At 44.6% G+C, this 20822-nt stretch carries 25 protein-coding genes; 20 read left to right on the top strand and 5 right to left on the bottom strand.

Annotated features, from left to right (window positions below; translation table 11 throughout):
• Positions 1-354: 354 nt before the first annotated feature.
• Positions 355-585, bottom strand: coding sequence for a tyrosine-type recombinase/integrase (locus ACGHM3_RS01315; RefSeq protein WP_345422122.1), 231 nt, complete (start codon positions 583-585; stop codon positions 355-357).
• Positions 582-1382 (bottom strand): integron integrase, encoded by an 801-nt coding sequence (locus ACGHM3_RS01310; RefSeq protein WP_345422125.1) that lies wholly within the window; start codon positions 1380-1382, stop codon positions 582-584. The genes ACGHM3_RS01315 and ACGHM3_RS01310 overlap by 4 nt, the downstream gene beginning before the upstream one ends.
• A gap of 313 nt (positions 1383-1695) precedes the next feature.
• On the opposite strand from ACGHM3_RS01310, the gene ACGHM3_RS01305 reads away from it, so the two are divergent.
• The 4 genes from ACGHM3_RS01305 (at position 1696) to ACGHM3_RS01290 (ending at position 4889) form a co-directional block, all read left to right on the top strand.
• Positions 1696-2391: a hypothetical protein gene (locus tag ACGHM3_RS01305; protein WP_345422128.1), complete on the top strand. Its 696-nt coding sequence runs from the start codon at positions 1696-1698 to the stop codon at positions 2389-2391.
• Between the two features lie 139 nt (positions 2392-2530).
• Positions 2531-3808 (top strand): DUF6602 domain-containing protein, encoded by a 1278-nt coding sequence (locus ACGHM3_RS01300; protein ID WP_345422131.1) that lies wholly within the window; start codon positions 2531-2533, stop codon positions 3806-3808.
• 134 nt (positions 3809-3942) lie between these two features.
• Complete coding sequence (locus ACGHM3_RS01295) at positions 3943-4404, top strand: hypothetical protein (protein WP_390517749.1); 462 nt, start codon at positions 3943-3945, stop codon at positions 4402-4404.
• 119 nt (positions 4405-4523) lie between these two features.
• Positions 4524-4889, top strand: a complete 366-nt coding sequence (locus tag ACGHM3_RS01290) for a hypothetical protein (protein WP_345421955.1) — start codon at positions 4524-4526, stop codon at positions 4887-4889.
• A 360-nt stretch (positions 4890-5249) separates the two neighbouring features.
• On the opposite strand, the gene ACGHM3_RS01285 is transcribed toward ACGHM3_RS01290, so the two are convergent.
• Positions 5250-5465, bottom strand: a complete 216-nt coding sequence (locus ACGHM3_RS01285) for a hypothetical protein (RefSeq protein ID WP_345421953.1) — start codon at positions 5463-5465, stop codon at positions 5250-5252.
• 52 nt (positions 5466-5517) lie between these two features.
• Between ACGHM3_RS01285 and ACGHM3_RS01280 the strand changes: the two genes are divergently transcribed.
• The 4 genes from ACGHM3_RS01280 (at position 5518) to ACGHM3_RS01265 (ending at position 9398) form a co-directional block, all read left to right on the top strand.
• The gene (locus ACGHM3_RS01280; protein WP_345421950.1) at positions 5518-5811 is read left to right on the top strand and encodes a hypothetical protein; all 294 of its coding nucleotides are present in this window, start codon (positions 5518-5520) and stop codon (positions 5809-5811) included.
• 249 nt (positions 5812-6060) lie between these two features.
• Complete coding sequence (locus ACGHM3_RS01275; protein WP_390517748.1) at positions 6061-6381, top strand: hypothetical protein; 321 nt, start codon at positions 6061-6063, stop codon at positions 6379-6381.
• Between the two features lie 118 nt (positions 6382-6499).
• On the top strand, positions 6500-6856 hold the full coding sequence (locus ACGHM3_RS01270) for an AgmX/PglI C-terminal domain-containing protein (protein WP_345421944.1): 357 nt from the start codon (positions 6500-6502) through the stop codon (positions 6854-6856).
• Between the two features lie 1963 nt (positions 6857-8819).
• Positions 8820-9398 carry a hypothetical protein gene (locus ACGHM3_RS01265; RefSeq protein ID WP_345422078.1) on the top strand — a complete coding sequence of 193 codons (579 nt, stop codon included), beginning with the start codon at positions 8820-8822 and terminating at the stop codon, positions 9396-9398.
• Between the two features lie 457 nt (positions 9399-9855).
• Here the strand turns inward: ACGHM3_RS01265 and ACGHM3_RS01260 are convergent, their stop codons facing one another.
• The gene (locus ACGHM3_RS01260) at positions 9856-10812 is read right to left on the bottom strand and encodes an IS110 family transposase (RefSeq protein WP_390517743.1); all 957 of its coding nucleotides are present in this window, start codon (positions 10810-10812) and stop codon (positions 9856-9858) included.
• Between the two features lie 433 nt (positions 10813-11245).
• On the opposite strand from ACGHM3_RS01260, the gene ACGHM3_RS01255 reads away from it, so the two are divergent.
• The 11 genes from ACGHM3_RS01255 (at position 11246) to ACGHM3_RS01205 (ending at position 18655) form a co-directional block, all read left to right on the top strand.
• The gene (locus ACGHM3_RS01255) at positions 11246-11590 is read left to right on the top strand and encodes a hypothetical protein (RefSeq protein ID WP_345426146.1); all 345 of its coding nucleotides are present in this window, start codon (positions 11246-11248) and stop codon (positions 11588-11590) included.
• Positions 11591-11716: 126 nt separating this feature from the next.
• Entirely contained in the window at positions 11717-12088 is a 372-nt protein-coding gene (locus ACGHM3_RS01250; protein ID WP_345426148.1) for a hypothetical protein, read from the top strand.
• Positions 12089-12700: 612 nt separating this feature from the next.
• Positions 12701-13126 (top strand): DUF1761 domain-containing protein, encoded by a 426-nt coding sequence (locus ACGHM3_RS01245; protein WP_345426184.1) that lies wholly within the window; start codon positions 12701-12703, stop codon positions 13124-13126.
• A 128-nt stretch (positions 13127-13254) separates the two neighbouring features.
• On the top strand, positions 13255-13773 hold the full coding sequence (locus ACGHM3_RS01240; RefSeq protein ID WP_345426186.1) for a DUF4269 domain-containing protein: 519 nt from the start codon (positions 13255-13257) through the stop codon (positions 13771-13773).
• Between the two features lie 115 nt (positions 13774-13888).
• Entirely contained in the window at positions 13889-14386 is a 498-nt protein-coding gene (locus ACGHM3_RS01235; RefSeq protein ID WP_345426188.1) for a hypothetical protein, read from the top strand.
• A gap of 190 nt (positions 14387-14576) precedes the next feature.
• Complete coding sequence (locus ACGHM3_RS01230) at positions 14577-16130, top strand: IS1182 family transposase (protein ID WP_390517742.1); 1554 nt, start codon at positions 14577-14579, stop codon at positions 16128-16130.
• A 158-nt stretch (positions 16131-16288) separates the two neighbouring features.
• Complete coding sequence (locus ACGHM3_RS01225) at positions 16289-16762, top strand: GNAT family N-acetyltransferase (RefSeq protein WP_345421197.1); 474 nt, start codon at positions 16289-16291, stop codon at positions 16760-16762.
• Positions 16763-16846: 84 nt separating this feature from the next.
• The gene (locus tag ACGHM3_RS01220) at positions 16847-17083 is read left to right on the top strand and encodes a DUF3303 family protein (protein ID WP_345421200.1); all 237 of its coding nucleotides are present in this window, start codon (positions 16847-16849) and stop codon (positions 17081-17083) included.
• Positions 17084-17173: 90 nt separating this feature from the next.
• Positions 17174-17554, top strand: a complete 381-nt coding sequence (locus ACGHM3_RS01215) for a VOC family protein (protein ID WP_390517747.1) — start codon at positions 17174-17176, stop codon at positions 17552-17554.
• Between the two features lie 141 nt (positions 17555-17695).
• Positions 17696-18082: a tautomerase family protein gene (locus ACGHM3_RS01210; protein WP_156873705.1), complete on the top strand. Its 387-nt coding sequence runs from the start codon at positions 17696-17698 to the stop codon at positions 18080-18082.
• Between the two features lie 87 nt (positions 18083-18169).
• A complete protein-coding gene (locus ACGHM3_RS01205) occupies positions 18170-18655 on the top strand; it encodes a GNAT family N-acetyltransferase (protein ID WP_345426167.1) in 486 nt (161 codons plus the stop codon).
• 468 nt (positions 18656-19123) lie between these two features.
• On the opposite strand, the gene ACGHM3_RS01200 is transcribed toward ACGHM3_RS01205, so the two are convergent.
• On the bottom strand, positions 19124-20080 hold the full coding sequence (locus ACGHM3_RS01200) for an IS110 family transposase (protein ID WP_390517743.1): 957 nt from the start codon (positions 20078-20080) through the stop codon (positions 19124-19126).
• Positions 20081-20431: 351 nt separating this feature from the next.
• On the opposite strand from ACGHM3_RS01200, the gene ACGHM3_RS01195 reads away from it, so the two are divergent.
• Positions 20432-20803 carry a hypothetical protein gene (locus ACGHM3_RS01195; protein ID WP_345422134.1) on the top strand — a complete coding sequence of 124 codons (372 nt, stop codon included), beginning with the start codon at positions 20432-20434 and terminating at the stop codon, positions 20801-20803.
• Positions 20804-20822 lie beyond the last annotated feature (19 nt).

The raw sequence follows: 20822 nt of genomic DNA, 5'->3' as shown, positions 1-20822 counted from the left end.
TACCCCGATTTGGTACCAGCAAGAAATCATCCGTTTGCCCTATCAGAATCCGTTTCACACTTTAAGGTGCGCTAAAAACTTGTGATAAGGTTTGAATATACCAGCCAGCGGATGAATCAGAAACAACAACCCGCGCCTTTTTAGGATCAGCAGTGGCTAATACTGGGCAGTTTGAGTTAACGCCACACCGGGCAGCTGATTGCCCCACCACCCTATGGCCCAGGTGCGATAGCCGCGCAGAGTTATTGGACTAGAGCGTCCTCAGCAAAAACCCTCCAGCTAGGCGCCCCCAGCTAGGCGCCCCCCAGCTGGGGGCGCCGTAATCGCATCCCACGGCAAAGCGAACCCAGGCCTTTAACCCGTAGGCAAAGCATAAGCCGGTAATGGCTCTCTTACCTCGCCGCCGTCCAAAGGGCTAACCACACCACGCTCGTGAGCACCAACCACATGGGTATAAATCTGCGTTGTGCTTATATCTTTATGGCCCAACATCTCTTGAATAGAACGAATATCCGCACCCATTTTCAATAGGTTGGTGGCAAAGGAATGCCGGAACGTGTGGCACCCTGCTTTCTTAAAAATCATTGCTTTATTAATGGTTTTTTTACCGCACGCTGTATTTGCCGCTCGTGCAAATGATGACGCCGACGAATGCCCGAGCGCGGATCCAGCGAGAAACTGGGTGCGGGGAATAAATATTGCCAACCTGGCTCCTTAGGAGCGCTGGGACATTTACGCGCTAACGCATTCGGTAAATATACAGCGCCATAGCCCATGGCTAAATCCTTTTTGTGCTGCACCAGTACAAATGCAACCTGTTGTTTTAATAGATCAACCAGCGAAGTGGGTAACAAAGTTCTACGCCAGCGCATACCTTTAGATTCACGCACAATGATGCAATTATTGGCAAAGTCAATATCCTGCACCCGCAGCCGAACCGCCTCCATCACCCGCAATCCAGAACCATACATTAACGAAACCATTAACCTATGCAACGGCTCTAACTGTTGAATAACTGCGGTTGCCTCCGTATGAGAAAACACGGTAGGCAAAGTACGAGCGCGCTGGGTATGAGCAAAATCCAACTCCCCCAAAGGGCGCTGTAAAAATTTATTGTATAAAAAAGATAGTGCGTTGAGCGCTGTTTTTTGCGTGTTTATTGACACGGTTTGCCCAATCGCCAGATCCTCCAAAAAGGTCTCGACATCTTTAATGGTTAGATCTTTAGGATGCTTGCGGCCATGAAACCGAATAAACCGTAAAATCCAATGACAGTAGGTTTGCTCCGTTTTATAAGCCAACCCCCGACGCCGAATCGCCAACCTAACCTGATCCATAAATCGCACCGGTTTGGCCGGAATGGGCTTAGGTATATCCTCCATGACAACACCTCCAAAGCTGTATGTATAACCAGCATAAAGCCAAAATCAAAACAAGTCATCCCTGCAAAACGCGACATCTGGTACACTATTTTGTATTATCGTTACTAGATGGTGATAATTGTTAAGTATTTCAACCAGTTATGGAATTTGACGGATTTGCGGATATATGACAGTTGTCACACTTTTTATTTGGGATCAGCGAGGCAGAGTAGAACTGGCGGGGCCTGGGAGGTAAGTGAGTGACAGCCATCTCTAGAAATATGGACATGGAATATTCGGACATCCGTCATCTATTAAAATGTTAGGTGATCTCATGACTAAACTTACTTTGTTTGGAGAAGATAGAGGAACTTGGTATCCAGTCTCAATTAACAAGCTCGAAACGTATTTAGGTAAATATATTGAGCAAGGTCATGGATATGTTCATGTGACACAGTTAAAGAAAGATCTTGCTTACAACTTGCAATATCTACAATTTCAAGATCGGGTTGTACAAGATATTAAGTTAAGTTCAGTTTTATATACTCAGTCGATCAAAACGATAGTTTTGATTGGCACCAGCATTATAGAATCGATACTTCATTTTATACTTATTCGAACGGACAACTACAAAACAACAGAGTGGGCTGAAAAAGATGTATTCAAAGGCAATCAGGAAAAACTGAATGGAGAAGATGTTCGAATTGATACTGTTATATATAAAAAACTGGACACAAAGATTCAAAAACACATGACGTTCGACTCGATGATTAAGTGTGCTAACTCGAAGAAGCTATTGGGTAAAAGCAAATTAATGTATGAAAAACTTGAAACGCTAAGATCATTGAGAAATCGAGTTCATCTTCAAGTTACTGACAATCGAAGCGGTACGGACTGGACCACTTTTTACGCAAAAAACATCGATGAAACCTACATGGTACTGTACTCAATCATGGTTAGCAGTCTATTTTCTCCCAATAGAGAGGAAAAAGATTACTTCTCCTATATGCTCAACCGGTATGGCACCTAACAATTGTAGGCACCAGACACAAACTGCGGCGGCACCTCATGTGTACGCTGCGCTTATAACACAACGGCGCCACCACAGTTTGTGCAGGTGCTACAGGCGTTAGAGCCCCATCGTAATTTATCAAATTTGAGAAGTTTTAATGAGCAAAGAGCCCAGCTTTGAAGAAAAAGAGGTAGATTTAAGAAAGTCTCTGGTTGAAACAGCCGAAAGAGCTATTGCTTTAAGAAATAAAGATCGTGAGTTTCATGGGGTCGAGCGTGAGTTTAATTATCACCAGGCTCAAATGATTGTTGATTATGAGCGGACTAAAGATATTAAGCACCCGAGAGATCTAGGAAATGCTAGAGAAACGCTCCTACGAAGTTTTTTAACTGATTCGGGCTATCTACCCAAGAAATATGCTGTATCTGATCTTAGTGTAAGGGTCGCTTCTGAAACAGGTCATATTAGCAATGAAATAGATATAGCTATATATGATTCAGAAGAATTAATAACTCTAATGAAGCGTCAAGATGTTTATGAAGTCTACCCCATTGAAAGTGTATACGGGGTTATTCAAGTAAAATCCAATCTAACAAAAAAAGAACTAAAGTCGGGGTTTAAGAATCTAGAGTCTTTCAAGAAGCTGAAGGACAGTTCAAATAATCCCAACAATAAATTCGCACTGCTTTTTGCATATTGTAGTGATATGAAGTGGGAAGATATCGTTAAGGAAATTAAAGAATTCTCTAAAGAGAATCCAAAATCCGTTTATCCCAATGCCATATTTATATTAGACCTAGGCTTTTTCATATTTGGTGAAGAAGATGGTAGTAGAGCAATTACCAATGTTGATATTCAGTCATTACAAAAGGTTTCTCTGCGAGGTTTTCCTGATAGGCAGCAGCTAAACCTTTATCAATTTCAAACCATATTACTTGAGCTACTGCGTTCCGCCAATGTCTCACCTGCCAACCTTGGGTCGTATTTCCGCCTACCTCTTGTAACCGAAGAGGCATCATATCAGTTTACGTTAGGTAGTTTTGCTGAAGTAGAAAAATGTGAGAAACATGGCGATTACGCCAAGAAAATACCTGCCGAATCACTAGAAATAATTGTAAATTGGTGTCTCAAATCAGAACCTATTAACTGGGTTAAAGCAACCAACATAGCGTACAACTTGCCCGAAGACGAAGAGGCATATAAAAGACAACCGCAGGTTGTTTACATCTACAACCCGGACGGCCTTGATCTTCCAGATATACTTACTTACGAACTGAAAGATGATGAGGGTAATGTCATGGCTACCCCTTTAGCTTATGATATGATCGAAACTAACCAAATGAATATATGGATTCCATATTATTACTCAGTTAAAGAGAGCTTGATTTCTGGCTGTATTAAGTGTGAAAAAGAAAAAATCAAGAAGGCAAAGTGACATGCAAAAAGGCTCTAACAAGTCAAAGCACGCGGACTTGGTAAAGCTGTCACCTTTTTCGCTTGCGCAAAAAATCCGCCAACTTCACCAAGCCGGTGTTTGAGGCGATATACGAAACCTATATTTGAACTTCGATGCATAGAATACCTGCTCTAGACTGGATAATTGATTACCTGGATAAAGGTAATATCCCGTATTTAATATGCGGCGGTCTCGCAGCTCAAGCATATGGATCAACACGGCAGTTAGCCGATATTGATCTGTATGTACCAGATCAATTCATTAATCAAATTTCAGATATGGGGAAGGACTACGTCACTTTTGGTCCTGCACACCATATCGGTGAAAGGTGGGATCTCACCTATGTGCAATTTAACTATATAGATCAGATAGTTGAAATAGGTAGTGATAAAGAATGTAAAATATATGATTCAATTTCCAATTCATGGTACCAAAAGAAGCTCGACTTTAAAAAGTACCAATTGGTTTCGCTCTATGGCCGTCAACTCAGAGTAATGGAAAAAGATGAACTAATCACCTATAAGCGAAAACTAGCACGACAAGTAGATCTAGAAGATGTCAGTCAAATCGTATAACAAAAACAAGCACGGGAACCAGCTACGCTCCTCCAATTTGCGGTTCACTTCGCTCACTCTACCGCAAATTGGCTCCACTGCGCTGGTCCCGTGTTGTTGGCGTTATGCAAAGGATGATTATGATCAGAATAATTAGAAACAAGGAGCTTCTTAGCGATGTAATGCAAAGCATAGGTTATTTTGTTTTTGTAAGCGGGTTATTCACAATCGCACTGCCCCTGATAAAGAAAAATGAGATCGATGCTTGGCCATTTATACTGCTTTTCTTGTCAACAATGGCGATTAGCTACATATTTACGCTTGCTTACGTGGTACGTCCAGCTATCCAAGCCTACTATCCTCAGTTTGGCTTAGCTGGTCTAGATGATGAGCTCGTGAGGTTGCCTTGGTACCACGCGTCAAACGTAATTTTTTCTGGTCTAGCAATTATTGCTGCTCTGGCGGGTTGGTATGTAGTTCGCTTGGGCATGGCTTCCGGTGCATAACAAAGCCATCAAACTGACGGCTTTTCCGTAGTTTGGTTTGTGGCTTAACGCTACGCTACTACAAAACAATCAACTCCAAAGCCGCAATTTATGGCGGCGTTATACGTAATCAACGATGATTCTATTTATCCCAATTATCACCGCTGTTATTTGCATGTTTTCATCGTATTTCGTGTTCTTTGTCAATATTGCCAAGCTACAGGCACGGTTGCGAGAGGTCGGTGCAAACTTGCCTCCCGAATACCTTTACTTAAATACAATGTTAATATCTGCGGCACGAGTTGGTAGCAAAAGCCTAGTGTCCGAAATCAAAGTGGGTAGCCTATCCAGCCTCAAAGATGAGAGGGTAAATTTTCTGTGTCATAACATCATCGTGAGTGAAAAGGCATTTAAAATTAGTGCAATAACCTTTATAAGCCTGTTATTAGTTGGTTTTTCTCTAATTGCCTGGGTAACTGTAAAATGATCCAATACACGCATAACAATACCAGGCACAATCGCCAGCAAGCTAGCTGGACCTCCGCTGCGTTGCTCGGTTTGTGCCTTATCGCTACGCTGGCACAAACCAATCAACACAGCTACGGCCTGTGCTGGTAGCGTTATGTTTCGATCATGCGAGTAGCTCTTTATGGGTAAATACAGCGTCCATGAATGTAGAAATCAACCCGTTGGAATCCGTGTTGAATTTAGCCGAGATACATTTCATGAGGAGTTTACATGGCAGGTTACTTTTTCAAGAGAAGCTACAGAGGAAGATCTTGAAAACAATCACTACCTTGAAGAGGTTGGAGAGTTAATGTGGTCTCTTGTAGCTGAGGTTACTCATTGTCCATATTGTGGAACAAAATTAATGGAGTCTTTAAACAATAATGGAGAGTTTGTATTGTTTGATTCCTCAGGGTGGTCGACTAATGTACTTTAAACATAACAATACCAGGCACAATCGCCAGCAAGCTGGCTGGACCTCTGCTGCGTTGCTCGGTTTGTGCCTTAACGCTACGCTATCACAAACCAATCAACACAGCTCCGGCCTGTGCTGGTAGCGTTATATTTTTGGAGAGTCATGGTGAAATATATTTTTTTAGTATTTTCTCTTATCTGGTCATTGAGCAGTCAAGCTATGGAAGTTTAGTGCAACAGCACGAAATTCTATCTCAAACATGCGGACATAGTGTTTGTTGGCTCCGTGATTGAACGGAAGCCCATTAAAGAGGAAGCTGGCATTTGCTGGACTACCGAACATGGTAAGCAGTGTGGTTCAAAGGTAGCCACTTTCAAAATTGAGGAGCTTATAAAAGGCAATGAGGAAAACATCATTACGGTCTTTGCAGGTGATGGGTGCTATTGCGTAGATCCCTATTTAGAGAGTGGGCAAAGGTATATTGTCTTCGCCACAAATAGTGGTGATAAGGCGGCCTACAATTCTATGAATGCTTGTGCCACCCAGCCTTATCACGAAGAAATCCTGAAAGAAATTAAATCGTCGAAATGAAATATAACAAGCTGCTCAAGCTGACCTCCGTTCCGTCGGCGCTTTTTGTGGCGAGTACCACAAAAAGCGCCAACTGCACTCCGGCCGCTTAGCAGGGCGTTATGTTTAAGAGAGCAAAATGAAGAGTTTATTGAAAATAGTCTTGTTACTAGCTGCATTTAATTGTACTAATGTAACTGCAGAAAGCACAGTAGAGAAAGAGTTTAAAAGTGTCGCTAGCAGCTTAAAAGGCAAGATTTTCATGCTATACAACAAAGCTCTGAAAGCTGATCCAAATATATCTGGGAAAACTATATTTGAAATAAAAATAAATGATCAAGGGAAAGTAGAGAGTTGTAAGCCAGTAAAATCACAATACAAAAATGCTAGTCTCGAAACTGGAATATGCGATGCCTTTAAGTCAAAAAGTTTTGCAAGCCTATCTGTATTACCATACAGTGCAATGCATGAAATTTCTCTTTATTCTACCAATTAAACATAACAAGGCCATCTTGCATCGCCAGCAAGCTGGCTGGACAAATTTTCCGTGGCTCGTTTAGCGCTTTCACGCTACGCTAGCGCAAAACGTTCCACTCCAAATTTGCCGCAAATGGCGGCGTTATAAGTCTACGGTGGTTTTAGGGTTGGCAATCTGAACCATCGCAGTGATTCACAGCTAAGTATCCGTGCAATACCTGAGCCCCTTGGCGCGGTCAACAATGCACAGCCAAAGTAGCAATATAGCTCTATAGTGGTAAACTTAGGCTCAGAGCCAAAACAAAAATCGCAAGGCAGCATCGTGGCACCAACGGAAGGTAAAGCATCAAACACACGCCCTCCTCCCGTTCGTTCTCAGCAGCCCGCGAAACAGCAATCCAAACTTTAAAACCGTGGCTCGCACTTTTGTACGTGCCAGGCATAAACTAAACTGCAGGTAACGCAACTTGGGCACCACATATAACAATACCAGGCACATTCGCCAGCAAGCTGGCTGGACCTCCGCTGCGTTGCTCGGTTTGTGCCTTTACGCTACGCTGGCACAAACCAACCAACACAGCTCCGGCCTGTGCTGGTAGCGTTATAAGTCTACGGTGGTCTTAGGGCTGGCAAACTGAATAATCGCAGTGAATCCCAACAAAGTATCTGTGCAAAACCTTAGCCACTTGGCGCGGTCAGCGCTGCACAAGCAAAGTAGCAATAGCCCACCAGAGTGGTAAACTTAACCTCAGCGCCAAAGGAAAAATCGCAAGGCGGCTAAGCGGCACCAACGGAAGGTAAGCACCAACGACACACCCTCCTCCCGTTCACTCTCAGCAGCCCGCGAAACAAAGCACAAAATTGCAAAACCGTGGCCCGCACCTTTCATCCGTGCCACACATACACAAAATACCAGGTAGCAATATGGCCACCACATATAACAAAACCAGGCACAATCGCCAGCAAGCTGGCTGGACCTCCGCTGCGTTGCTCGGTTTGTGCCTAATCGCTACGCTGGCACAAACCAAACAACACAGCTCCGGCCTGTGCTGGTAGCGTTATAAGTCTACGGTGGTTTTCGGGTTGGTTTACTGAACCATCGCAATGATTCATAGCTAAGCATCAGTGCAATGCCGTAGCTCTGTAGCACTGCCAACACCGCACAGCCAAAGTAGCAATAGGCGTCTAGGGTGGTAAACTTAGGCTCAACGCCAGAGGACGAATCGCAAGGCAGCTAAGTGGTACCAACGGAAGGTAAAGCAGTAAATACACACCCCTCCCGTTCGCTCTCAGCAGCCCGCGAAGCAGCAAACCAAACTGTAATACTGTGGCCCGCACCTTTTATCCGTGCCACACATACACAAAATACCAGGTAGCAATATGGCCACCACATATAACAAAACCAGGCACAATCGCCAGCAAGCTGGCTGGACCTCCGCTGCGTTGCTTGGTTTGTGCCCTACCGCTACGCTGGCACAAACCAATCAACACAGCTCCGGCCTGTGCTGGTAGCGTTATAAGTCTTCGGTGGTTTTTGGGATTGTAGGCTGAACTATCGCAGTAAATCCCAGCAAAGCATCCGTGCAATACCCTAGCCCAGAAGCGCTGGTCAACACTGTACAACCAAAGTAGCAATACTCCACCAGGGTGGTAAACTTAGGCTCAGCGCCAAAGGACAAATCGCAAGGCAGCAAAGTGGCACCAACGGAAGGTAAAGCAGCAATCACACCCTCCTCCCGTTCGCTCTCGGCAGCCCGCGAAACAAAGCACAAAACAGCAAAACCGTGGCCCGCGCTTTTTGTCCGTGCCACGTCAAACAAAACAGCAGGTAGCAATATGGCCACCACATATAACAATACCAGGCACACTCGCCAGCAAGCTGGCTGGACCTCCGCTGCGTTGCTCGGTTTGTGCCTTAACGCTACGCTGGCACAAACCAACCAACACAGCTCCGGCCTGTGCTGGTAGCGTTAAATTTCACCATGATTGAAGAACTTGCCAGATTCTGGAATAGTGAATTCGATAATTTCGCTCCTGAAGCTCATAACCTCAAACATGAGTTTAAAAGCCGATGGGTACGCTTTCATTCTTTACCTGAGTCGAAGCGATACCCAGAAAATGAAGATGAGTATTTAGAGGTCTTGCGTAGGCACAATATCGTTCTGAAAGAGTTGTGCGGTAATAGAAAAAAAGTTTTCGTTGTATTACCAGAGTACTCTGAGAAAAGCGTACCGTCGCAGCCTCAACCAGAAACCTTAAAGCTATTTTCAGGCAGTGAGCCATGGTGTACGCTAGTGCAACACGAAGATGACGACGATTACGAATCCTATTGGCATCTTCATGTGTCAGAGGTCGAGTTTACTGGTAGTGAGCTGAATAGCCTCTTTCGTATGGTGGCAAACGATGAGGTGGGTAATATTATGATTATCTGTCCCAGTAAACGCATCGTTTTTCATCCCTATGATGGTGGCGCAGACATCGTTTTGCCATCACCACAGGAAAGAGATCTATTAAAGAAGCAGCACCGTGAATGGTTATCGTCGCATCCAGAGGGTTTCTAAATTTAACAAGCGCATCTTGTCGGACTGGTTTTCCGCTTCGCTCCAAACCAGCCGCAAATGCGAGCGTTATAAGTCCACGGTGGTTTTCAGGCTGGCAATCTGAACCATCGCAGTGAAACTCAGCAAAGTATCCGTGCAACACTTCAACCCCGTGGCTCGGTCAACACTGCACAATCAAAGTAGTAATACACCGCCACAATGGTAAACTTAAGCTCAACGCCAAAAGACAAATCGCAAGGCAGCAACGTGGCACCAACGGAAGGTAAAGCGGCAAATACACACCCTCCTCCCGTTCGTTCTCAGCAGCCCGCGAAACAAAGCACCAATTTTCAAAACTGTGGCCCGCATTTTTTGGCCGTGCCACACATAAACAAAAAACCAGGTAGCAACATGGCCACCACATATAACAAGCGACTGTGGTTCCAAGTCAAGTCTACCGCAAGCAATTCTTACTTTATTAGGCCTCTTGCCACCGACTTCCATCACGCACCATGGCGTTTAATATGGTCATCATTTTTCGCATGCAGGCGGTGAGCGCTACCTTCTTGTGCTTTCCTGATGCAACCAACTTGTTGAAGAAGTTTTTCATGATTGGATTACATTGAATCGCACTCATCATTGCCATATACAAAACGGTTCTAATTGGTGCTCGGCCACCTTTGATTCTTCGTTTGCCTCGCATGCTCCCACTATCTCGATTGTAGGGCGCTAACCCGCAAAGCGCGCCGACTTGTCGGCTACTCAATGAACCAAGTTCTGGTAGCTCTCCTAAGAGCGTATGCGCTACCGCCGGACCTACACCAGGAACGCTCAACAAGAGATCATAGGTAGATTGCCATTCCGTCACCTCAGCCACAGCTTTCGTAAGTCGAACGTTGACCCAATCTATTTCTTTGTCCAGAACTTTAATTAGTCTAGCGTGCGATCTCTCTAATCTGTTTACTGACTTGTGAAGCCGATTAAGCTCTTGGGTTCTAGCTTCGATCAACTGTCGCTTTCTCGCCAGTAAGTCCTTGACGTACCGTACCTTTTTGCTACTTATTGCTCTAACCTCAGGCTTCATAATCGCACTGAATTGAGCAATGATTCGAGCATCAATCTTATCCGTTTTAGCCATCACTCCTTGAGCCTTCGCGAACTGCCGAATATTCATAGGTTGAACAACGACAACCGGCATGTCTGCGTCTGCCAAAGCTTCAACGAGCGATCGCTCATATCCACCTGTGGCCTCAACAACGATTCGGGTTAAGTTATAACGCCGTAAAGTTTTAATAAGATTTTTAATGTCACTTTCTGTGTTGTGAATTTGCCAATAACGATCACACTCCAAAATGTGAATATCGAGAAAAGTTTTACCCACATCGATACCAATATTTCGTTCTTGTTTGATGTTCGCTCTAGAGGTTGTGTTCATAACTCACCCTTGCTACATTCGGGCTCGTGGCCCCTTCGACTGTTCGAGTTAAAAGTAGGGTCAGCACGGCGCTCCGGCTTGTTAACGGACTCGGTAATACCGGTGCCTTTCAGCCATCGAGCTACCGTGCTGAATGTCTGTTGCCGCAGACATGGGCCACACTTTATCGCTTAGATAACAGGAAGGGAAATCGTGTTATTCCAACCATACAATTCCAGCCACACTCGCCAGCAAGCTGGCTGGACCTCCGCTATGTTGCTCGGTTTGTGCCTTAACGCTACGCTGGCACAAACCAATCAACACAGCTCCGGCCTGTGCTGGTAGCGTTACATTTTAAAGGAGTGATTTAATGCGGCTTTACCTATTACTAGTGATATTTCTCATAAGTCCTATTACATCTGCAGATAGCCACACTGAATTCGCAGAGAAGATTGTGGACTTCACACTGAAGCAAGACTATCAAGCTCGAGTAAAAAACATAGTCTCCAGCTTGAAAAGAGTCATCCCGGGCGCAGACATTCCTGAAAAAGATGTTTTGGCTTTACTTGAAAAGGTGTATAGCTCGCCTGAATACAAGAAAGCTAAAGTCGATGCATATAAAGAACACTACACAGCTGAGGAATTGATGCAGATATACGAATTGCTAAAAGATCCTGCATACCAGCTACTTTTAGCACGCCAGCAAGCAGTAATGCAGGCTTCGAATGCGGCATTGACACCTATGCTACAAAAAGAAATGCAAGCATTCATTAGTTCTCACCTAAATAGTCAAAAATAAATGTAACAAGCGGCAGCAGGCGGACAGCTTTTCCGTGGCTCGGTTTACGCATGGCTTCGCCATATTCGCGCAAACCGCTCCACTCCAAAACTGCCTCTGTGCCGGGCGTTATGTTTCTGGAGCGAGATGCTGAGCCCTAATAACTTAACGGAAGAAGTGTCTCCAACTTCGAGAAAAGTAGTCGGATTGACCTGCGTACTTATTGCGATAGCTCTTGCTTTCAGTGCATGGCTCACCGGCGAACTGGTTGTAGTCATTCTTAGTTCTGTTGCAGGCGTACCTATTGGTATAGCTGGGCTGTCCTTACTATTCGGCAAAACGAAGAATGGAACTGGCGTCTTTTCGCCGTCCACGACTTACGTTATCGGAGCACTTATCGCTATAGTTTCTGTTGCAGGTGCATACAATGGCCAACCAAAAACTGGCTTCGGCATCCTAATGGCTCTTGGTTGCTTTGCTTTGGCCAGAAAAAGGACCAACAAATCAAAGTCATGGTAAAACATAACAAAGCCATCTTGCATCGCCAGCAAGCTGGCTGGACAAATTTTCCGTGGTTCGTTTTGCGCTTTCAAGCTACGCTAGCGCAAACCGCTCCACTCCAAATTTGCCGCAAATGGCAGCGTTATAAGTCTTCGGTGGTCTTAGGGCTGGCAAACTGAATAATCGCAGTGAATCCCAACAAAGTATCTGTGCAAAACCTTAGCCACTTGGCGCGGTCAGCGCTGCACAAGCAAAGTAGCAATAGCCCACCAGAGTGGTAAACTTAACCTCAGCGCCAAAGGAAAAATCGCAAGGCGGCTAAGTGGCACCAACGGAAGGTAAGCACCAACGACACACCCTCCTCCCGTTCGCTCTCAGCAGCCCGCGAAACAAAGCACAAAATTGCAAAATCGTGGCCCGCACCTTTCATCCGTGCCACACATACACAAAATACCAGGTAGCAATATGGCCACCACATATAACAAAACCAGGCACAATCGCCAGCAAGCTGGCTGGACCTCCGCTGCGTTGCTCGGTTTGTGCCTAATCGCTACGCTGGCACAAACCAATCAACACAGCTCCGGCCTGTGCTGGTAGCGTTAGGCAATCAAAATCAAGATAGGGAAATATATGAATATTCTAGAAGGATTACAGAACATAAACTACATAGCAGTAGCAATCGCTACGATAACAAGTTATGTACTGGGCTTTGTTTGGTACCATTGGGCAGTTTTTGGTAAAGCGTGGGCTAATTCTTTAGGTTTCACTAAAGAGCAAGCAGATAATACTGAAGGCCTTGGCGGTGCATTTGTCATATCCTTAGTTTCTGGGCTGGCAAAAACTATTCTTATTGCTTTGCTCATTTCCGCATTAGACATATCTGGTGTTCTAAGTGGTGCATTATTTGGTGTGTTCATTGCAACTGTAATTACAGTAACCTCATTGGGTTATTACAATGGTTTTGCACGTACACCTTCAAAATTAACTTTAATAAATTCAGCGCATAGCGTTGTAGAGCTCGCTTTAATGGGGGCAATCATTGGTATATTTGGCTAAGAAATTAAGCCTAACAAGTGCCATCAATCGGACTTGGGTAAACTGTCATCGTTTTTGCAAAAAGACGCAAAAACGCCGCCAATTCACCCAAGCCGTTGTGGCAGGCGTTATATGCTTTGAGGCTCATCGTGACCAGTAAAATAGAAAAAGCCGAAAAAGCGATTTTGCAATCTCGAGTGAAAGAAGTATTTGAGGCGTATTCACCGAATATAGTTAGCACTATTTTCGTGGAATTCGATACTGACCAAAGTGATATTGATGTGGTCTGCGAATATCAACAACAGAACGCTTTTGCATCGCTAATTTCAAGTAGCTTCCAGAATCATGACTCTTACAGCCTGAGTGTATATGCTGAGTGTGTCATTGGTCAGTTTAAAGTCTCAGGCTTTCTTTTTGAGATTTATGGAGCACCTATTCCAGTCACGCAACAATTAGCATTCCGTCATTATCAGGTAATGCAGCGTTTAGCTCGGTTAGGTGGCGAGTCTTTCAAACAACAAATTCGTAAGCTCAAGCGTAGCGGGCTAAAAACAGAGCCAGCAATTAGTGAGGTTCTGGCACTGGAAGGCGACCCTTATAATGCTGTTCTTGAATTAGAGTCGTGGTCAAATGCACAGCTTGAAATTCATATCCAAAATCGCATATAACAAAGCTATCAAATTGACGCCTTTTCCGTCGCTTGTTTTGTGGTTTAGCGCTGCGCTACCACAAAACAATCAACTCCAAAGCCGCAATTTATAGCGGCGTTAGGCATAAAAAATAATGAGAACACTTGCAAACAATCAGTGGTCATCTCGGTTTCATCCGATATCTATTTCTTACAACTCCAACGTGTGGAATCTAATCCCACACGCACATGATGGTGAAGATGGAGTGCTTTTCGGGGTCATGGACTTTAACAATGGTGCAAGTTTTGGGTTTGACCTAAGCTATCCGTCTCCAGATGAATACTTTGAGTATGAGCACGGGGAAGCAGAATACTTTTCCCGCCTCTTCAATGTTGACAATAACGTTATAGAGCTAGAAAAGTTCAAACTAGCTATCTCAAACATTGAGTTTAGATGTGCGGCCTATCTGTTTAATAATCGCAAATTCGGAGTGCAGCATTTAATCAGGGGCATGTACATAGGAGAAAGCGTAGTTATGGGTATGAACATGGCTTGGACGCCTCACTTATCTACAAAGGGTGGGGTAACTATTCCACCAAAGCTCCAATTCTTTATCGATAACATGGTATTGGGATCGAATACAGGTGCCTAACAAGGCCCATCAGGCTCGCCCGCATGCGGGCTGGACCTCCATTCCGGTGCTTGCTTTGTGCTTTTTCGCTATGCTAGCACAAAACAAGCACCTACATTACGGCCCCTGTGGGCGGCGTTGAGACTGTAGAAAAACTCCAAAAACCAGTCGTTTTTCGCTAAAATGGGGTATCACCAAAGGGAGTTATTGTATGCCTAATTTCAAAACCCCTAACTACAACCAAGACACCATGGTTGTAGTCAATTTTGAAGAGCAGATTCGGCCTGGTACGTTTGAGTTTGTCCTGCATCACCTCATAGAAGACAAGCTCGATCTCTCAGCCTTTTACGGTAAATATAAAAACGACACTGGCGGTCGCTCCGCTTACAACCCTTCTATTTTGTTGAAAATTATACTCTACGCCTACTACAAAGGAGTTCGCTCCAGTCGAGACATCGAGTGGGAATGCCAAAACAATATCATGTTTAAGGCACTCACGTGCGACACTACTCCTCATTTTACAAGTATCGCCAGCTTCATTAGCAGCCATCCCGACGCGATTGAAGATATCTTCACTCAGATTCTGATGGTGTGCGATGAGGAAGGTTTAATCGGCCACGAACTGATTGCTATTGATGGGTGCAAGATCTCCTCTAACGCCGCCAAAGAACATTCTGGCACCTTTGATGAGCTTGCGCGTAAGCGGGACAAGATTCAACAACAAATTAAAGCTTGCATGAAAGAACACAAGAGTCTGGATCGGCGTAGAAAAGGCGAAGGTGATAGGAAGGATCAACTCGAAAAAACACTCGGCACGCTGGATAAACACTTTAGCAAAATCGACCAATTCCTAAAGACAGCAGCCCCAAGGATGGGGCAAGGTAAACGGCCAAAGGAAGTAAAAAGCAATATCACCGACAATGAATCGGCTAAGATGCTTACCAGTAAAGGCACAATACAGGGCTACAACGGCGTCGCTGCCGTCGACAAAAAGCACCAAATCATTGTCGATGCCCAAGCATTCGGTGAAGGCCAAGAACACCACACACTAAAGCCAGTATTGGATAAGATTCAACAGCGTTACGCTGGTGCTGAATTCGGTAGTCTAATAGAAGACCAAATCGTTGTCACCGCTGATACCGGGTTTGCCAACGAAGCTAATTATGCCTATCTGAAAGAGGAAGAGATAAACGCCTACGTACCAGACAACGCCTTCCGATCTCGCGACCCAAAATTCAAAAGCCAGAAGAGCGATCACGGTAAGCGACACCAAGATAGCGTAAAAGGTGTAAAGAAAGTTATCCCGGCATCAGAGTTTAAATTAAACAAACGAAATAAAACCTGCATTTGCCCTGAAGGGAATCAAATGTGGTTACATACGGAATCGATAGACGACTACGGTAAAATGAAACTCGCATTTGAAGGGAAGTTGACAGATTGCCGCAACTGCGTGAGAAAGCATGAATGTATGCGCAACCCCTCCTCCGCTGACACCAGAGAAGGCCACGGTAGACAAGTGTCCTTCACTGTGAACACTTCAAAATCACCAACTGCTTGGATGCAAAGACGAGTGGATAGTCGGTACGGAAAACAAGTTTACGGGCATCGAATGTCTACAGTAGAACCGGTGTTTGCTAACATAGGCACCCAGAAAGGGTTAAATCGATTCTCTCTTCGAGGCAAACAAAAGGTGCAGGGACAATGGCAACTATATTGTTTAGTCCATAATATTGAAAAAATCGCCAACTACGGGGCGATAAACTAGTGGCGTAGCGACAACAAGTCGACGAACGCGATATCACATAAAATATCGACAGAACAGTTTAAAAATGGGTCGATGAGACTATGAGAAGTAGTAACGAAATACCAGGGATTGCCGATTTAGTTTTTCTACAGTCTCGTTAGCCTTAACAAGAAACTGATATGGATATTAAATTTAAAATTGCGGATGAAAGTGATGCTGATAATGTGGCTATCATGGTGATAAAGTTGACCGAAGAAATTAGTAAAAGAACTAATTCAAAACATTTTAATATAGATGTTAATGAGACTATAAAGAGATGTAGGGAGTTGATCCATAATTGCAAATATGGCGCAATCATTGGTTATTCATCTTCAAAGGCAATTGCTGTGTCCACTTTCACAGAATCATATGCTCTATATGCTGGTGGTAAAGTAGGAATCATCCCTGAATTTTATGTCGATCCTGATTTTAGGTCTTTTGGTGTTGGCGAAAGTTTGATTTCTAAGGTTAGGGAGTATGGCCTAAGTAATGGATGGTCGTGCATCGAGTTATGCACGCCACCTCTGCCTGAATTCGAAAGGACGTTGGCATTTTATAAACAAAACGGGTTGGTTCCGGTTGGCGGCAGGAAAATGAGGCAATTTCTTCAATAAGTAGCCGGGCTAACAAGTCGTTCAAGTGGACGGCGCTACGCGCCGCCACTTAACTCCGGCGTTATGCGCTACTAAGGAGAAGTTTTGAAGAAGTACATGGTTGTTGAGAATTTCAAACCTGGTCTAATGGAAGAGAATTACGAGGTGTACAACGCTAAGGGTCGTCAATTCCCAGACGGTTTGTACTATTTGAACTCGTGGGTAAACACAGAAAAAAATATCTGCTTTCAGTTGATGGAATCGAATGATGAGTCTCTATTTTATGTTTGGTTTAAAAAATGGGAGCAGTTCGTCGATTTTGAGCTGTATCCTATTGATTAAGCACATAACAAACAAAGGCAGCATCGCCCTACGGGCTGGACGGCTTCGCCGCCGCTGCTTTGGGCGTTATGCAAACTCTAGGATTCAGTAATGAACATGAATCAAGTGACATTACCTGTCTCAGAGATGGAAGAATCAGTGGATTTCTACAGAAGAATGGGATTTTTGCAAATTGTCGATACTCCACATTACGCTCGATTCGTCTGCCCTGAAGGAGGGGCCACATTTTCTCTATCGCTGGAAACTGAGAAATTTACTAACGGTGGCGCCATATACTTTGAAGATGAAAATCTTGACAAATTGGTTTCCTCTCTAAAAGAAAAAGGGTTTAAATTTTATCAAGACCCTACGGATATGCAGTATCTTTGGCGTGAGGCAATCCTTCACGATCCTGCAGGAAATAAAATCATATTGTATTGGGCGGGTGAAAATCGTCTAAACCCACCATGGAGGGTAAACAAACATGCATAACAAGGCCATCTTGCATCGCCAGCAAGCTGGCTGGACAAATTTTCCGTGGCTCGTTTTACGCTTAAAAGCTACGCTAGCGCAAAACGTTCCACTCCAAATTTGCCGCAAATGGCGGCGTTACACGTCTATGAAGGAACAAGTATGATCGTAGTATACGGGATCAAAGAAAACCTAAATCCTATCAAGGCAAAACTCTCTGATGTAATTCACGGCTGCATGCAGTCTGTTCTCGGCATGCCAGAAGACAAACGTGCCCACAGATTTGTGCCACTGGATAGAGAAGACTTTTATTTCCCAGGTGGTAGAACTGATGCATACACTGTTATAGAAATAAACATGATGGCCGGCCGTAAACCTGAGACACAAAAAGCACTTATCAAGTCTCTTTTTCAACAACTTGAAAACCAGCTTTTGTTGTCCCCAATCGATGTTGAAATAACCATTAAGGAACAAGCCCCACATCAATGGGGCTTCAGGGGCATCACAGGTGATGAGGCCAATGATCTCAAGTACAAAGTTAACGTGTAACAAAGCAAGGCAAAATCGCACCTTCGGTGCTGGACTCGCTAACGCTTGCCTTTGCTTGCGGCGTTATACCCCCTAAGAGCAAATAGAGTGGAAATTAGAGAATACCGGAAATCTGATTGGGATGAAGTGTGGGGAATACTTCGAAGCGTCTTCAAAGAAGGTGACACCTTCCCCAATCATGTTGACACGAGTGAAGAAGAAGCTCGCTGTTACTGGATAGAGAAACCCGCACATACGTTCGTAGCACTTAATGATGGTAAAGTTATCGGAAGCTACCACCTCAAAAATAACCAGATGGGGCTAGGCTCACACGTCGCGAACGCAGGCTACGTTGTAAGTCCATTCGCCAGGGGTAGCGGTGTCGGTTTCAGGTTAGCAACGCATTCTTTAAAATATGCTGTTGAGCTTGGATACAAAGCAATGCAATTTAATTTGGTGGTGTGCACCAATCTGCCCTCATTACAGCTATGGGAAAAACTAGATTTTCAAATTGTAGGTACATTACCATGCGCTTTCAATCACAGTAAAAAAGGGCTCGTAGACGCTTATGTATTGTACAAGTGGCTTGTATAACAATCGCAACCATGGTCGCACCACTTCGTGGCGCTGGACCTCCTTACGCTTCGCTTCACTCGGCCCATGTTGCGGGCGTTATAAGTCTTCGGTGGTTTGGGAGTAGCGAACTGAACCATCCCAGTGATTCACGCCTAAGTATCAGCGCAATCCAGTAGCTCAGTAGCACCACCTACAGCGTAAAGCTAAAGTAGCAATATAGCTCTATAGTGGTAAACTTAGGCTCAGAGCCAAAACAAAAATCGCAAGGCAGCAACGCGGCACCAACGGAAGGTAAAGCAGTAAATACACACCCTCCTCCCGTTCGTTCTCAGCAGCCCGCGAAACAAAGCACCAATTTTCAAAACCGTGGCCCACATTTTTTGGCCGTGCCACACATAAACAAAAAACCAAGTAGCAACATGGCCACCACATATAACAAGCGACTGTGGTTCCAAGTCAAGTCTACCGCAAGCAATTCTTACTTTATTAGGCCTCTTGCCACCGACTTCCATCACGCACCATGGCGTTTAATATGGTCATCATTTTTCGCATGCAGGCGGTGAGCGCTACCTTCTTGTGCTTTCCTGATGCAACCAACTTGTTGAAGAAGTTTTTCATGATTGGATTACATTGAATCGCACTCATCATTGCCATATACAAAACGGTTCTAATTGGTGCTCGGCCACCTTTGATTCTTCGTTTGCCTCGCATGCTCCCACTATCTCGATTGTAGGGCGCTAACCCGCAAAGCGCGCCGACTTGTCGGCTACTCAATGAACCAAGTTCTGGTAGCTCTCCTAAGAGCGTATGCGCTACCGCCGGACCTACACCAGGAACGCTCAACAAGAGATCATAGGTAGATTGCCATTCCGTCACCTCAGCCACAGCTTTCGTAAGTCGAACGTTGACCCAATCTATTTCTTTGTCCAGAACTTTAATTAGTCTAGCGTGCGATCTCTCTAATCTGTTTACTGACTTGTGAAGCCGATTAAGCTCTTGGGTTCTAGCTTCGATCAACTGTCGCTTTCTCGCCAGTAAGTCCTTGACGTACCGTACCTTTTTGCTACTTATTGCTCTAACCTCAGGCTTCATAATCGCACTGAATTGAGCAATGATTCGAGCATCAATCTTATCCGTTTTAGCCATCACTCCTTGAGCCTTCGCGAACTGCCGAATATTCATAGGTTGAACAACGACAACCGGCATGTCTGCGTCTGCCAAAGCTTCAACGAGCGATCGCTCATATCCACCTGTGGCCTCAACAACGATTCGGGTTAAGTTATAACGCCGTAAAGTTTTAATAAGATTTTTAATGTCACTTTCTGTGTTGTGAATTTGCCAATAACGATCACACTCCAAAATGTGAATATCGAGAAAAGTTTTACCCACATCGATACCAATATTTCGTTCTTGTTTGATGTTCGCTCTAGAGGTTGTGTTCATAACTCACCCTTGCTACATTCGGGCTCGTGGCCCCTTCGACTGTTCGAGTTAAAAGTAGGGTCAGCACGGCGCTCCGGCTTGTTAACGGACTCGGTAATACCGGTGCCTTTCAGCCATCGAGCTACCGTGCTGAATGTCTGTTGCCGCAGACATGGGCCACACTTTATCGCTTAGATAACAGGAAGGGAAATCGTGTTATTCCAACCATACAATTCCAGCCACACTCGCCAGCAAGCTGGCTGGACCTCCGCTATGTTGCTCGGTTTGTGCCTTAACGCTACGCTAGCACAAACCAATCAACACAGCTCCGGCCTGTGCTGGTAGCGTTAGCTTAATAAAGCTGAGGTAGAAGTGAACGACAAAATAATCGAAGTTGTAGATAGGCAACTAGCCGCATACAACAGGAAAGATGCCGCTGAATGGGCGTCGACCTACGCCGTCGAAGCAGTGCAGCGCTCTATTGATGGCGAAATTTTGGCAAATGGCCGAGCAGAAATTCAAAAGAATATCGCAGCTCGTTTCTTAGAACCAGATTTAAACGCAAGCATAATAGAGCGGAGAGTATACGACGATACAGTCATAGACCATGAATTAATTATACGTAACTTTCCTGAGGGACTTGGTAGCGTTGAAATGCTTTGTATTTATTCAATAGAGAATAATTTAATTAAGAGCGGAATTTTTAAGGTATTCAATAAAAAGCTAACAAAGCCATCTATTTGACGGCTGCTGTGCAGCCGCA

Source organism: Halioxenophilus aromaticivorans, assembly GCF_042850945.1.
Taxonomy (GTDB): Bacteria; Pseudomonadota; Gammaproteobacteria; order Pseudomonadales; family Cellvibrionaceae; genus Halioxenophilus; species Halioxenophilus aromaticivorans.
Note: the sequence above shows the minus strand (reverse complement) of the source record. Positions and strands in the feature narration are given on the sequence as shown.